Raw genomic sequence first — 15,326 nt, forward strand, 5'->3', positions numbered from 1 at the left:
CAAAATTACATAAAAAAAGTGACTTAAGCGAATAAAATATATAATATTTTAGACTTAAAAAAACAAAAAAAATCCGCATAAACAAAATTGTCTATGCGGACTGTATCGAATACTCTATTATTGTTTCTCTTAGAGCTTGTTCACGTGGAGAGCGAGGCTTGACTTCAGGTTTGAAGCCTTGTTCTTGTGAATAACGTGAGTCTTTGCCAGCTTATCCAGCATCTTCTGAACTTTGGGGAAGAGAGCAACAGCCTCATCCTTGTTAGTCATAGCGCGCAGCTTGCGAACTGCGTTACGCATGGTCTTGGCATAGTACTTGTTGTGCAGTGCCTTTTTCTTGTCCTGGCGAATTCTCTTCACCGATGATTTGTGGTTTGCCATTTTTTTAATTAAAATTTAATTGTTATTAAAGCTTATGGGTCTTACGCCGCTAAAGCAGCCCTGGGCGGATTTGATTAGTTGTCTGTTCTCGGTTCATAATGGTGTGTTACTGACCAATCCCTTAACTAAAAAAAATCCTCCGCCACCCCTTCCTAGCTTTCACCAGTAGCACATCACTGTGCAGATGACGGATTTAACCTTTTTCTTTGTAGTCCCTAGGAGAGTCGAACTCCTCTTTAGAGAATGAAAATCTCTCGTCCTAACCGATAGACGAAGGGACCAGACGCCTTTTAAGCGGGTGCAAAATTACTGCTTTTTTCTGGTTCCACCAAATTTTCTTCAATAAAAATGCATTTTTCTCTCGTTTTTTTTCTAATTTTGCCCCAATGTTTACAAAAACGCAGGCTATTGTGCTTCATACAGTTAGGTATGGCGACCAGAAACTTATCGTGGATATGTTCACGCGCCAGGCAGGGCGAATGTCGTTCTTCATACGGCTGCCCAAGACGGCGCATGGGAAGATGAAAAAGCAGCATTTTCAGCCGCTATCCCTGTTAAACATCGAGAGCGAGATCCGTCCTAACGAGCAATTACAAAGGTTGAAGGAGGTGAACTTCCTGATGCCCCTACCCTCTCTTCACGGAGATCCCTCCAAGATGGCCATCAGCCTGTTCACCAGCGAGTTCTTGTCGCATGCTTTGCGAGACGAGCAACAGAACGAGCCGCTGTTCGACTATATCCGCTCGGGCATCGAATGGCTGGACAATTGCCAAAAGGACTACGCCAACTTCCACCTGGTATTTCTGATGCACCTCACGCGTTTTCTGGGTTTCTACCCAAACATCAGCGACTATAACGATGGCGACTACTTCGACCTTCGTGCTGCGGTGTTCTGCAAACAGCCCCCAGTGCATCGAGACATCCTGCTGCCACAGGAGGCCCGCCTCATCCGTACCATGATGCGCATGGACCTGGGCACGATGCATCTGTTTCAAATGTCGCACGAGGATCGCAACCAACTGCTGGACCACCTCCTGCTCTACTATCGCATTCACCTCCCGTCATTCCCCGAACTTCGTTGTCTCCCCGTACTCCGCGAGCTCTTTAAATAAGGCATCTCCTTTTCTATACAGTCCAAACAGTCACCTTATTCTGCCCATCTTATAACACAAAAGAGCTACTTTTACGTCCTAAAACCATTACCCTTCCCCCACAAAAGCAAAAAAAGCCAGGCCACTAAACAGATGCTCAGCAGCCTGGACGCGAAATAAAACAGCACTACGGCTTAAACAAAACTAATGACGCCCTGCTGGAAATCCACCTGATTGGGCGTTTCGGGTGTTTGCGCAGGTGCTGGATTGCCAATGCTGGCCAGCACTTCGCGAGTACGTTTGTATGTAGGTGTCGACTCTACAGCCGAGATTACATCGTCATTGTCAAGGTCTTCGGGACCGAAAATATAAATATTAGGACGGCGCTTGCGAATCTTCTGATTGTCGCTTTCGCTATAGTAGAGTCCACGACGCTCCTCACGCTTGGCAGCACGCTCCTGCTCTTCGGCAATGCGGTTGGCCTCTTCGCGCGTCTGCTGCTTCAGCATGCGCTCTTCCATGCCGTCCACATTCTGCACACCGAAGCCCGTGGCCAGGATGGTCACCTTCACCTTCTTGCCCAGATCAGGATCGATAGCCACACCCCACTTGATTTCGAAGTCGCCAAACTTGTCCATGAACTCATGCACATAGTTCATCTCCTCCATCATGAAGTTGTCCTTCGAGTCCTTCTGGTGACTGAACGAGATATTGAGCAGAATCTTCTTAGAGTTGAAGATATCGTTGTCGTTAAGCAGCGGTGAGTTCAGCGCATCCTCAATAGCCTTCTTCACACGATCCTCGCCTTCGCCATAACCCGTTGACATGATAGCCACGCCACCATCCTGCAGCACGGTCTTCACATCGTTGAAGTCGAGGTTCATCGTACCGTGCAGGGTGATAATCTCGGCAATAGACTTGGCAGCCACCGACAGGGTGTCGTCGGCCTTACCAAAGGCGTCGAGGAACGACAGGTCAGGATAGATCTCACGCAGACGTTCGTTGTTGATAACCAACAGAGCATCAACGTGTTTGTGCATCTCTTCCACGCCATCCAGCGCCTGGTCGATCTTCTTATTACCTTCGAAGCGGAAAGGAATGGTGACAATACCTACGGTCAGGATGCCCATCTCCTTAGACACACGAGCGATGACAGGTGCAGCACCAGTACCGGTACCACCACCCATACCAGCGGTGATAAAGGTCATGCGAGTGCCGTCGCTCAGCATCTGACGGATCTGATCGATGCTTTCCTCGGCAGCTGCACGAGCCTTTGCAGGACGGTTGCCGGCACCAAGACCCTCGCTACCCAACTGCAACTTCACGGGTACAGGCGAGTCGTTGAGGGCCTGATTATCGGTGTTACATACCACGAAGGTCACATCGTGAATACCTTCCCTATACATGTGATTAACAGCATTGCCACCGCCACCGCCAACGCCGATGACTTTAATAATGCTATGACGCTCTTCGGGGATTCCGAAGTCGAGTATCTCGTTTGATTTACTGAATTCTAACATGGTCTCTTCGTTTTTTGAGGTTATTCATCTTCGGTTAACTTCTGGAAGAAACGGTTAAGTTTCTTGCCGAACTTATTCAGCGCACTGTTCTCCTTACGTCTTCTGCGCTCTTCCTCTTCTTCTTTTTCACGTTCGCGCTGAGCAGCACGTTCCTCTTCCTCTTCCTTTCTGAGGCGCTCTTTTGCAGCAAGCGCTTCCTCCTGAGAAGAACGGATCACGCCCCCTTCCAACTCATGAGGCTGACGGGGACGACGGTCAAGACCAGTCGGCTGTGGAGCGCTCTGGCCCTCGAACAGGTCACCATTAGGATCAATAAAGTTGCCAGCACAGTTCAGGTCGCCCTTAGCCAGGAGTCCCAAGACGGTGTTATACATGCCGTTGCGAGCCTTGATAGCCTCGTTAGCCGAGTTGATGGTCATCGTCACGAACTTAGCCACGCGCACCTTCTCGATGTGGGTGTACATGGTGAAGGCATGCTCTATGTTCTTCATGTTAGCGCCACCACCCGTCAGGATGATACCTCCCAACAGCTTATCGTAGTATTCTGCTGGAATCTGATAACGTACGTTCTCGATGATCTCCTCTACGCGACCCTCTACAAGCTCAATAAACTGGCGGCTGTCCACCTGTCTGTCGGCGCTGATAGAGTACTTCAACGTAGGATCAATATCGCCATTGTCTGTATAGGCCGAGGCATATTTCAACTTCATCTGCTCGGCCTCGCTGTCTTCCATCTGCAGCGAAGTGATATCCTTTGTGATATTGTTTGAGCCCAAAGGAATAACAGCCAGGTGGCGAAGCACATTCTTCCAGAACACAGAGACCGTAGTGGTATCGGCACCGATATCCACCAAAGCACATCCCGAACGCTTCTCGGCCTCGGTCAGCACGGCATTAGCCAGGGCCAAGGGAGCCAGATACATCTCTGCCACATTGATCTGTGCAGACTCAAAACACTTGTTCAGGTTTTCGAAGAACGACTTACGTTCCAGGATATTCAGGAAGTTTCCTTCCAAGTGTGCAGCACGGATACCCACAGGATCCATCTGCAACTGCGAGTCAACGCGGTACTCCTGCTCTGCCACATCCAGGATCTTCTGATCTGGATAGTCCAGTGCACGGTTCTCGTCCATCAGCTGCACCACCATCTCCTGTGTGATGATGCCATCGTCGGGCAGTTCCTTTACCACCGTATTGCGCACGCTACGAATAGACTGGCCGCCCACACCCACGAAGACCTGTGTGATACGGGTCTTCAGCTGGCCTTCCAGTTTTTTAATAATGCTTGTCAGACATTGAGCCGTCTTGTCGATGTTGTAAACAACACCCTTGCGGATAAATGCAGACGAGTCTTCGTTCACCATCGCCAGCACACTGATGCTGCCGTCAGGTTTCTTTTGTCCTGCAATGCCCGTCACCTTCGATGAACCGAGCTCAATTGCAATAATAAAATCTTTAATTTCTGCCATACTGTTTTATCTGTTTTATTTTCGCTTACAAATAATCTGATTATCAAACTCCACGTTGATGCGCGAGTAGCGGTTCCATCCGGCCTGGTTCAAACCATAGACGTAGAACTTCCACAGTCGGTCCAACTTCGTGCGGAGGTTGGTTGGCTGTCCTATATATATAATATGGTCACCCACACGCGGCACCATCTCAATGGTACCATCGGCCAACACGTTCAGTTGTACGATCTGGTCGTTCCAGAACTCGTCCTTGCGCAGAATATTAGCCACTGGCCCCAACACTTTCTCGCCATATTTCATACTGATATGACCAGTAGCAATCAGCAGGTTGCACGAATAGTCAGTGCGAGGCATGCGCTGGCCGCTGCTGTCGAGGAAATAATCGTCGCCATTGTCGCCCATCACCCTGATGACAGGGATGCGCTGTTTGATAATGACGTGCACCATCCCATCTTGTGCTTTATAGCATTCTGCGCTCTCCACCAGATCTTTTGATGCCAGTTTCTCCTCAATAACCCTCGTGTTCACCTCGCTCATCATCCGTCCTTGCGGGTTCAACTGGTCCACCGTCAGTATGTTTCTCACGTCCTCGACGGTCAAGAACCCCACGTCTCCCTCCTGGGCAATCTCAATCTTCACGCCCTTGCACATGGTGTCTGGGCCTTCCGGATTCCTTTGCATGGCGAAAACGAATACCAGATAGACCGCTATCAAGAGGCTGAGAAGGATGATGACGACTTTCTTCATACGTGTATTATAATCTTGCTTTAAGTATCTCGGCGATCTCAGGCACCTGTGCATCCAGGTCGCCGGCACCAAGGATAATCAACACATCGAAATTGCGACTCTTGATCATGGGAAGCACATCCGACTTGTTCACCAAATGTTTCTCAACGCCAGGAGCCAGGCGATCGTAGATCAACTGCGAAGTAACACCTTCGATAGGCAACTCACGGGCGGGATATATCTCGGTCAGGATAACCTCGTCCAACTGGCTCAGCGCCTCGGCGAAGTCCTGATAGAAGTCGCGGGTTCGGGTGTAGAGGTGTGGCTGGAAAATGGCTGTGATATGACGTCCCTGATAGAGCTGACGAATGCTGCGTGCACTCTGGTAGATCTCTTTGGGATGATGTGCATAGTCTGAAAGGAACACCAGCTTGTCGGTCTTGATCTTAAAGTCGAAACGACGATCCACGCCACCATAGGTCTTCATGCCCTGGCGCAGTTCCTCGGCCGTGCAACCAGCCAACTGTGCCATGGCCATGGCTGCCACGCCATTCTCCACGTTGATGGGAATAGGATGTCCCAGTTGCACATCCTTCACCGACTCGATGGGAGAGATGAAGTCGAACGTGATCTCGCCATTCTCTATTCGGATATTCTCTGCATGGAAGTCACCCTCGTTCAGGGCGTAGTCATAGCGCTTCACGCCATCCTGCAGATGCTCTTTCATCTCCAAGTCACGGTGAATGATCAGTGCACCACCCGGCTGAATCAGTTCGGTGTAGTGACGGAAGCTCTCCAAGTAAGCCTCCTTGGTGCCGTAGATATCCAGATGGTCAGGGTCGGTAGCCGTGATCACCGTCATCCAGGGCGAGAGCCAGTGGAACGAACGGTCGAACTCGTCGGCTTCGATCACCACATACTCTGAATCGCTGACAATATAGTTGGTGCCATAGTTCTTGGTGATACCACCCAGGAACGCATTACAGTCCAGACTGCTCTGATGCATGATATGAGCACACATGCTCGATGTGGTGGTCTTTCCGTGTGTACCTGCCACGCAGAGTCCTTTCATCTGGCGGGTCAGCGTGCCCAACACCTGTGCACGTTTCTGCACCTCAAAACCATTTGTCTGGAAATAGACCAGCTCTTTATGCTCTGCTGGAATTGCCGGGGTGTACACCACCAGACAATGCTCACGGTCCTTACATGCAGCAGGAATAGCATCTACGTTCTCTTCATAGTGAATCATAGCGCCCTCTTTCTCCAACTGCCTGGTCAGATCCGATGGCGTCTTATCGTAGCCGGCAACCACCAGGCCACGATGAATAAAGTAGCGCACGATAGCACTCATACCAATGCCACCGGCACCTACAAAATAGACGGCTTTTATATCTTTTGCTTCCATTATTTGATTATTTTTCTTCTGCTAACTTCAGTACCTCTTTGGCGATGATCTCGGCCGAGTTGGGCAATGCCAGCTTCAGCACATTCTCGCTCAGGCTCTTCAGGCGCGCATCGTCAGCGACGGTCTTTAAGGCCAGAGGAATCAGTTTCTCCTGTGCCTCTGCATCCTTCACAAACAGGGCGGCACCACGGTTCACCAGTGCCATCGCATTCTTCGTCTGGTGGTCTTCAGCCACATTCGGGCTGGGCACCAGGATGACGGCCTTTCCTATCAGGCAGAACTCAGAGATAGAACTGGCACCGGCACGGCTGATGACCAGGTCGGCAGCTTTATAGGCAGCAGCCATATCACTGATAAAGTCCATGACACGCAGGTTCTCGGGCTGGCCTTTCTCCTTCAGTGTCTCAGCTATCTGAGCACTGTAGTACTTACCGGTCTGCCAGATAAACTGCACGCCTGACTGGGCAATCTCGTCCAGATGCTGCAGCACACTCTCGTTGATGGTGCGAGCGCCCAGACTGCCGCCCACCAGCAGCACCGTCTTCTTCTCCTGACTCAGGCCAAACGACGCCAGAGCCTCCTCACGCGTCACCTTCGAATCGAGCAAAGCCTGACGCACGGGGTTACCCGTCATCATGATCTTTTCTGCTGGGAAGAAGCGCTCCATGCCCTCGTAGGCCACACAGATCTTCGATGCCTTCTTGGCCAACAGCTTATTGGTGACACCAGCATAGCTGTTTTGCTCCTGTATCAGACAAGGAATACCCATCGAGGCAGCCTTGTTCAACGTAGGACCGCTGGCGTAGCCACCCACGCCCACAGCCACCTGCGGCTGGAAGTCACGGATGATGGCTTTGGCCATACGCTGGCTCTTCCACACGTGGTAGAGCACCTTGATGTTCTTTAATAAGTTCTTACGGTCGAAACCCATGATGGGCAGACCCTTTATCTCGTAGCCGGCCTGTGGCACGCGCTGCATTTCCATTCTTCCCTGTGCGCCAACAAACAATATCTTTGCATCAGGACAAAGTTCACGAATAGCATTAGCAATAGAGACAGCGGGAAATATATGTCCTCCTGTTCCACCTCCACTGATGATGATTCTTGGCTGTTTCATGATTCTTCCAATTCGCTAGTTATTTTCAAACGACTTTTCTTTTCACTCTTACCGTTCTCCTCACGACGCTTGGCCGAACGGCTCACGCTCAGGATGGCACCGATATAGGCACAGTTGATGATGGTCGATGTACCACCACGCGACACCAAAGGCAGCGGCTGACCTGTGACAATGCCGAAATCCACAGCCACACACATGTTGATGGCCGCCTGGAACACCAGCAGCATGGTCAGTCCCATGATGAGGAACGCCGGGAAGTTGTTCTCACACCGACTGGCTATTCGTGCCGCCCTAAACAGCAATATCACATAAAGGAACACCACTGCGATGGCACCTCCTATGCCCATCTCCTCAATGATGATGGCAAAGATAAAGTCGGAATAGGCCTGCGGCAGATAGTCGCGCTCCTCCGAGTTGCCAGGTCCCTTGCCTACTATGTTAGACGAAGCGATGGCCAGGTTCGAGTGTGTCACCTGATAGTTCTTATCAGTCACCTTATACTGGGCGGCCTCCACATTCTTGTTCTCATCCTCACCGGCAATACGGTTTTTCCAGGTCCAGAAGCGGTGTGTCAACCTGTCCCAACCAGACTTTTCCTCCTTTGCCTTCTGCTTCTTGACCAGTTCCAAGTTGCCCGCCTTCTGCGCAGCCTCCAGTTCCTTACCCTCACGGTCGAGCTTCGACAAAGAGAACACCAGGATCAGGAAGCCTGCCACGATGAGCAGCAGCACACCCGTGAGCTTACCCATCTGAATCATTGGCACGCGGGCTATGAACATCATCAGGTAGATCACCAGGAAGAGCAGCACCGCCGTTGACAGGTTCTCTATACCAATCAGGGCGACAGCAGGAACCGCCATAATCAGCACATATTTCATGGCCAGCGGATCGGCGCCCGAGCCATCGGGCTTCTGCATGGCACTCAGCACCTGAGCTGCGGCCAGCACCAGCGTGCCCTTGGCAATCTCAGACGGTTGGAAGGTGAATCCCGGCAAGGGTATCACACGGTTGGCACCATTAATGCTCTGACCGCCAAACAGCACCCATATCAGCGTGGCATAGGTCACCAACAGGAGCATGGGTGTGATGAGTTTGAAGTAACGGCATGGAATGTTCAGAATAACGATAGTCACCATCAGTCCGATCAAGATCTTGCTGACGTGTCCCAGGATAGGTCCCAGATAGCTCTGCGAATGATACGTCAGCGTGCTCGAAGCCGAAAAGACCTCGACGATACTGATGATGCAGAGGAACAGGAACACCGTCCATATTCCCTTGTCACCTTTAAACAGATTTCCTATCTTCTTCTCCATTCCTTATGATTATAAGCTTCTAACCAGTTCTTTGAACTGTTCTCCGCGGTCCTCCATGTTCTTGAAGAGGTCGAACGATGCGCAACAGGGCGACAGCAGCACTGTCTCGCCAGTCTTGGCCAACTCGTAGCAGGCTGCCACACAGTCTTTCATAGAGTGCGTGTCGCGCACGGGGATGCCCAGGCTGTCGAAGTTGTCGTGCAACTTCTGGTTGTCGGCGCCCAGATAGACCAGTGCCGAGCACTTCTCTTTCACCAGTGGCTTGATAGGATCATAGTCATTACCCTTATCCTTACCACCCAGGATCAGCACCACCTTGGTCTTCATCGAGTCGAGCGCATACCAGCAGGCATCCACATTCGTAGCTTTCGAGTCGTTCACATACTTCACGCCACGAACGGTGGCCACTTTCTCCAGACGGTGTTCCACACCGGGGAACTCGCTCAGCGACTTGCGTATCACCTCTTTCTTGATACCAGCGATATCACCAGCCAGTCCGGCTGCCAGCGAGTTGTAGATGTTATGGCGTCCCGTCAGGCTCAGCTGTTCCTGTTCCATGTTGAAGGGCTCGGGCTTCTCCAGCACATATTTTCCTTCTTCAATATAACCGATACTACCCTTTTCCTTCAGTTCAGAGAAAGGATACTGGATAGCCTTGATATCATATTTCTTCAGCTCACGACTGATGATGGGGTCGTCGTTCCAGTAGATGAAAGCATCCTCGGCCGTCTGGTTCTGCAGAATACGCATCTTAGCATCCACATAGTTCTGCATCTCGAAATTATAGCGATCCAGGTGGTCGGGGGTGATGTTCAGCAGGATGGCAATGTTGGCACGGAAGTCATACATGTTGTCCAACTGAAACGAAGACAGTTCGATGACATAGTAGGCATGAGGCTCCTCGGCCACCTGCAATGCCAGCGAATTACCAATGTTACCAGCCAGGCCCACATCATAGCCAGCCTCCTTGAAGATATGATAGATCAGAGAGGTCGTAGTGGTCTTACCGTTAGATCCCGTGATACAGATCATCTTAGAGTTTGTATATCTTCCGGCAAACTCAATCTCACTGATGATGGGAATCTGGCGGTCCATTGCCTTCTTCACCATGGGTGCTGTCTCAGGAATACCTGGGCTCTTGATAATCTCATCGGCATTCAGTATCTTCTCCTCGGTGTGCTGTCCCTCTTCCCATACTATCTGATGGTCGTCGAGCATCTTCTTATAGCGCTCACCAATGCGTGACATGTCTGAAACGAACACGTCAAAACCTTCTTTCTTTGCCAGCACAGCAGCTCCTGCGCCACTTTCACCTGCACCAAGTACTACAATTCTCTTCATCGTATCTTCAATGTTATAATCGTTAACGCTGCCAGGATAATCGTTGTTATCCAGAAGCGGATAGTAATCTTTGACTCATGGAACGGGCGGTGGGGCCATCCCTTCAGGATATAGCGCGACGTCTGGTCCAGTTGAGTGTCTAGTTTTCTAAAGTTATCGTGTATCGGCGTGGCACGGAACACGCGCACGCGCTGACCTTTTTTCTTCATGAGTTTGAACCACTGTGTCTGGATGATCACACTGAGGCTTTCCACGAAAAAGATGCCACAGAGGATGGGCAACAGCAGTTCCTTGTGAATGATCACGGCAGCCACACCAATCACACCACCAATGGTCAGCGAACCGGTGTCGCCCATAAAGATCTGGGCGGGGAAGGCGTTGTACCATAGAAAACCGATCATGGCGCCCACGAAGGCCGACAAGAACACCACCAATTCCTCACTGTGAGGAATAAACATGATGTCGAAATAGGAGGCGAAGCCCACGTGCGACGACACATAGGCCAGGATGCCCAGCGCCACACCGATGATGGCCGAGTTGCCGGCACACATACCGTCCATACCATCGTTCAGGTTGGCACCGTTAGAAACGGCCGTCACCACCAGGATGGTCATGGCCACAAACAGAATCCAGCCTGCTGCCACCTTATGCTTGCCCACGAACGACATGATCTCTGAGTAGCTCAGGTTATGATGCTTGGTGAAAGGCACCGTTGTCTTCAGCGACTTATGCGCCTTGGCCTCATGCTTCACCAGTTCCATCTTGTTCTTCACGGGTGTCGAGATATTCTCCCTCATCACCACGTCAGGACTCAGGTAGAGCGTCAGTCCCACGATAAAACCGATAGACACCTGTCCTATAATCTTATATTTACCTTTCAGTCCTTCCTTGTTTCTGCGGAAGATCTTGATATAGTCGTCCATGAAACCCAGGAAGCCCAGCCAAATGGTGGTGATCACCATCAGGATGAGATAGATATTCCTGATACGTCCCAACAGCAGCACCGGCACCAGGATAGAGACGATGATGATGATGCCGCCCATGGTGGGCACACCCTTCTTCTCTACGCCAAAGGGATCGATGGCCGGATCGCGCTCGGTCTCGAAAATCTTGCGGCGCTTCATCCATTTGATGAAGAACTCGCCAAACCATGCCGAGATGACCAGCGACAGAATCATGGCCAGCAGGGCACGGAAGGAGATGTAGCTCCACAGGTGCGCCCCTGGGATGTTATACTGTTCTAAAAATCTAAAGATATAATATAGCATATCAATTCAATGTATTCGTTATTTCATAATATCGTTGTCTCTTGGCTCGTCTTGCCGACTGTCTGCGTCAGTCTCGCGGAAGATCAGATGCCAAAGATTTCTCTCACCACCTCACGGTCGTCAAAATGGTGCTTCACGCCCTTCACCTCCTGGTAGTCCTCATGGCCCTTACCAGCTATCAGGATAACGTCGCCCTTTTCAGCCAGCATCACTGCGGTCTTGATGGCCTCCTTACGATCTACGATGCTCACCACCTTCTTCATCTGCTTCTGGTCAAGACCTGCCAGCATATCGTTGATGATATCCTGTGGTTCCTCAAAACGAGGGTTATCGCTGGTGATAATCACACGGTCGCTCTGCTTCACGGCTTCCTGCGCCATCAAGGGGCGCTTACCCTTGTCGCGGTTGCCACCGGCACCACACACGGTGATGATCTTACCTTCTTTGCCGTCCATCACCTCGTGAATGGCCTTCAGCACGTTCTCCAGGGCATCGGGCGTGTGGGCATAGTCAACCACTGCCGTAAATCCTTCGGGCGAGTGGATGGGCTCCAATCGGCCAGCCACGCTCTTCAGGGTGCTCAGCACCAGCAGGATATCCTCGGGCTTCTGACCCAGCATCACGGCAGCGCCATAGACAGCCAGGAGGTTGCTCACATTAAACTTACCGATGAACTGTACGCCCACCTCACGGCCATCTACCTCCAGGTACATGCCTTCGAAGTGGCATTCGATGATGCGACCACGGAAGTCGGCCATCTGTCGTGTAGAATAGGTCTTCACCTCAGCCTTGGTGTTCTGCACCATGAACATGCCGTTCTTATCGTCGGCATTGGTGATGGCGAAGGCATCCTTGGGCAACATGTCGAAGAACTGCTTCTTGGCGTTACGGTAGTTCTCCACCGTCTTATGATAGTCCAGGTGGTCGCGTGTCAGATTGGTGAACAGACCACCGGCAAACTTCAGTCCACCGATGCGCTGCTGGGCGATGGCATGACTCGAACACTCCATGAACACATACTGACAACCGGCATCCACCATGCGCTTCAGCAGGCGGTTCAGTTCGATGGGATCGGGCGTGGTATGACTGGCAGGCACTGCCTCGTCCTCGATATAGTTGCATACCGTTGACAGCAGACCGCACTTGTAACCCAGCTTGCGGAACATATTATATAATAAGGTGGCGATGGTTGTCTTACCATTGGTACCCGTCACGCCCACCAGTTTCAACTTCGACGTAGGGTCACCCTGAAACGTTGTGGCCACAGGTCCCACGGCAGCCTCGGTCGAAGCCACCTGTACGTAGCACACCTGTGGGTTCAGCTCTGCAGGCATGTCCTCGCAAAGCACAGCCGAAGCGCCCAGCTCAATGGCTTTGGGAATATACTGATGACCATCAGTTTGTGTACCCTTGATAGCCACAAACAGATGACCGGCAGCAGCTTTGCGCGAGTCGATATCGATATCCACGATGTCGATATCGGCATTGCCTTCCACCTTGATTACTGCAATACTCTTGATAATGTCTTTCAGTTTCATATCTTGTTCTTCTTTTTTTTCTTGTTAGTTCAGCTCCAGCGTGCAAATCATGCCATCCTTCAGATGACTGCCTGGCGCAATGCTCTGGCGCACCACGCGTCCCTTGCCTTTCACGCGAGCCTTGATGCCTTGCTTCTCCACGGCATAGACCGCATCGCGGGCACCCATTCCGATGGTGTTTGGCATCTGGTGAGGAGCGGTCTTCGCAGCCTCAAACTTCATCTCGCCCGTATGGATGCCCAAGTGCTCGAGCACATACTTCGCGTTCTTCGTGTTGCCGCCCTTCACGTCGGGGATAAACACCGACAGCGAGTCGCGGGCATCCTCCACTCTCAACTTCAGGCTCTTGGCCATCACGCCCTCAGAGATGTTATGGAACACCGCACCCGACATGGCACCACCCGAAGCAGGTAGTCCCGACTTCTTCAGACAGACGATACAGCTGTACTGAGGATTGTCGGATGGGAAGTAACCGCAGAACGACAACCAGTAGTCCACCACACCGCTCTTGTAGCCGCCAGCCTTAGCCACCTGTGCCGTACCGGTCTTTCCCGATACCTGGAACGAGTGCGAACCGGCTCTTTTGCCCAGTCCCTGACTGACCACATGGCGCAGCACCGTCTGCATCATCTTGACAGCCTGTGGCTTGGCGATGCGCTCCTTGATCACTTCAGGCTTTGTCTCGTAGATCACCTGACCGTCTTTCACGATCTTCTCGACGAAACGTGGGCGCATCATCTTACCATTGTTGGCAATGGCGTTGTAGAAGGTCACGGTGTTGATAGGTGCTATCTGTGTCTCATAACCGATACTCATCCATGGCAGCGTGGTCTTACTCCAGTAGTCCGAGCGCTTCGTGGTCTTGGTATTCGGCATACGTATCTTTGGCGGTGCATAACCCACGATGGGCAGTTTCAGATCCTGACCGATGCCCACGCGGTAGAGTCCCTCCACGTATTTAGTAGGATTCTTGCCGTAGAATTTGTCTATCACATAGCTCACACCGATGTTACTACTTACCTCCAGCGTGCGGGCAGCGTTGATCACACCATAGCCTCCACGGTGCCAGTTGTGGTCTTTCATCTTGGCACCATGCATCTGCATGATACCGCAACCGGTGTCTATCGTATAGGTAGTGTCTATCACACCATCGTCGAAGGCCACCAGGAACGAGGCCACCTTGAACACCGAACCAGGCTCACAGCGATAGCTGATGGCATCGTTGAAGCGCTCGTAATATTCGCCGTCGGCACCGCGACGCATGTTGACAATGGCCTTCACATTACCCGTCTTCACCTCCATCAGAATGACTACACCCATCGAGGCTTCCCATTTCTTCAGCTCTTCGATCAGTGCCTGTTCGGCCAAGTCCTGCATACCCACATCGATGGTTGTCACGATGTCGGCACCAGCCACGGGCGATTTCACGGTGAAAGGCACCATGCGGTTCAGCACCTTCTGCTTACGACGGATGCCCACCTGACCACGCAGGATAGAGTCGTAGGTCAGTTCGATACCGAAGCGGGCCGTATCCTTTCCACCCTCAAAACTGCGGATGTCGCCAATGGTACGTTCAGCCAGCGAACCGAAGGGGCGACGACGCGCCACGAAGGGCTCTGCATGGAAGCCATACTTGTTTTTGGGCAGGTTGAAATAGGGCAACTGCAACACCTCGCAATAGGTGTTATAGCTAATTCGCTTGGGATAGATCTTCCAGTGGCGTGCACCAGCAGTACCATCCTTCAACTGTTTCTTATGTCCTTCCTCCAGACGCTCCTTGAATTTCTCTGCCGTCCAGTCGGGGAAGATATCATGCAGTCCGTTGCACAGACTGTCCAGTTTGCTGTAGTACACCGAGTCGCGCTTATGGGTCCATGCCGTATCCTCGCGGTCGCCCGGCTGGAAGTCCATGAATATCATGTATTCAGGAATACTGCTGGCCAACAGCTGTCCATCGCTGCTCAGGATGTTACCGCGGTCAGGGCGCACACTGTCACTGTCGCTCTTCAGTCGATCGGCCACCACCTCCCAGTAGCTTCTGCCCACAGTCATGGTATAGCCGGCCTTGAAAACCACGGCCAGACCTATCAGCGTCAACACCACCGCAATGGCGAAATAACGCGGCATCACCTTTTCTTTGTTAAACCTGCTCACGAC

Annotated in this window: 12 protein-coding genes and 1 tRNA gene; 1 reads left to right on the forward strand and 12 read right to left on the reverse strand. The window is 51.7% G+C overall.

What is annotated here, in order from left to right:
- Positions 1-129 precede the first annotated feature (129 nt).
- Both rpsT and T496_RS15010 read right to left on the reverse strand, forming a co-directional pair.
- Positions 130-381, reverse strand: coding sequence for a 30S ribosomal protein S20 (gene rpsT / locus T496_RS0110225; RefSeq protein WP_027450665.1), 252 nt, complete (start codon positions 379-381; stop codon positions 130-132).
- A gap of 209 nt (positions 382-590) precedes the next feature.
- A tRNA-Glu gene (locus T496_RS15010) sits at positions 591-662 on the reverse strand.
- 105 nt (positions 663-767) lie between these two features.
- Between T496_RS15010 and recO the strand changes: the two genes are divergently transcribed.
- Positions 768-1,493 carry a DNA repair protein RecO gene (gene recO, locus T496_RS0110230; protein ID WP_027450666.1) on the forward strand — a complete coding sequence of 242 codons (726 nt, stop codon included), beginning with the start codon at positions 768-770 and terminating at the stop codon, positions 1,491-1,493.
- Between the two features lie 173 nt (positions 1,494-1,666).
- Here the strand turns inward: recO and ftsZ are convergent, their stop codons facing one another.
- From ftsZ to T496_RS0110280, 10 genes are all read right to left on the reverse strand, one after another.
- On the reverse strand, positions 1,667-2,992 hold the full coding sequence (ftsZ, locus tag T496_RS0110235) for a cell division protein FtsZ (protein ID WP_027450667.1): 1,326 nt from the start codon (positions 2,990-2,992) through the stop codon (positions 1,667-1,669).
- A 20-nt stretch (positions 2,993-3,012) separates the two neighbouring features.
- The gene (gene ftsA / locus T496_RS0110240) at positions 3,013-4,452 is read right to left on the reverse strand and encodes a cell division protein FtsA (protein ID WP_027450668.1); all 1,440 of its coding nucleotides are present in this window, start codon (positions 4,450-4,452) and stop codon (positions 3,013-3,015) included.
- A 24-nt stretch (positions 4,453-4,476) separates the two neighbouring features.
- Positions 4,477-5,208, reverse strand: a complete 732-nt coding sequence (locus T496_RS0110245) for a cell division protein FtsQ/DivIB (protein ID WP_027450669.1) — start codon at positions 5,206-5,208, stop codon at positions 4,477-4,479.
- 7 nt (positions 5,209-5,215) lie between these two features.
- The gene (gene murC, locus T496_RS0110250; RefSeq protein WP_027450670.1) at positions 5,216-6,592 is read right to left on the reverse strand and encodes a UDP-N-acetylmuramate--L-alanine ligase; all 1,377 of its coding nucleotides are present in this window, start codon (positions 6,590-6,592) and stop codon (positions 5,216-5,218) included.
- Between the two features lie 7 nt (positions 6,593-6,599).
- Positions 6,600-7,709 (reverse strand): undecaprenyldiphospho-muramoylpentapeptide beta-N-acetylglucosaminyltransferase, encoded by a 1,110-nt coding sequence (murG, locus tag T496_RS0110255; protein WP_394331348.1) that lies wholly within the window; start codon positions 7,707-7,709, stop codon positions 6,600-6,602.
- A complete protein-coding gene (locus tag T496_RS0110260) occupies positions 7,706-9,022 on the reverse strand; it encodes an FtsW/RodA/SpoVE family cell cycle protein (protein ID WP_027450672.1) in 1,317 nt (438 codons plus the stop codon). Before T496_RS0110260 ends, murG begins: the two co-directional genes overlap by 4 nt.
- 9 nt (positions 9,023-9,031) lie before the next feature.
- Positions 9,032-10,363 (reverse strand): UDP-N-acetylmuramoyl-L-alanine--D-glutamate ligase, encoded by a 1,332-nt coding sequence (gene murD, locus T496_RS0110265; RefSeq protein WP_027450673.1) that lies wholly within the window; start codon positions 10,361-10,363, stop codon positions 9,032-9,034.
- On the reverse strand, positions 10,360-11,631 hold the full coding sequence (locus tag T496_RS0110270) for a phospho-N-acetylmuramoyl-pentapeptide-transferase (protein ID WP_027450674.1): 1,272 nt from the start codon (positions 11,629-11,631) through the stop codon (positions 10,360-10,362). The genes murD and T496_RS0110270 overlap by 4 nt, the downstream gene beginning before the upstream one ends.
- Positions 11,632-11,714: 83 nt before the next feature.
- Positions 11,715-13,169 carry a UDP-N-acetylmuramoyl-L-alanyl-D-glutamate--2,6-diaminopimelate ligase gene (locus T496_RS0110275; RefSeq protein ID WP_027450675.1) on the reverse strand — a complete coding sequence of 485 codons (1,455 nt, stop codon included), beginning with the start codon at positions 13,167-13,169 and terminating at the stop codon, positions 11,715-11,717.
- A 24-nt stretch (positions 13,170-13,193) separates the two neighbouring features.
- Entirely contained in the window at positions 13,194-15,323 is a 2,130-nt protein-coding gene (locus tag T496_RS0110280) for a penicillin-binding protein (protein ID WP_027450676.1), read from the reverse strand.
- Between the last annotated feature and the right edge of the window lie 3 nt (positions 15,324-15,326).

Origin of the sequence: Xylanibacter brevis P6B11 (assembly GCF_000621825.1) — a bacterium.
Lineage (GTDB): Bacteria > Bacteroidota > Bacteroidia > Bacteroidales > Bacteroidaceae > Prevotella > Prevotella brevis.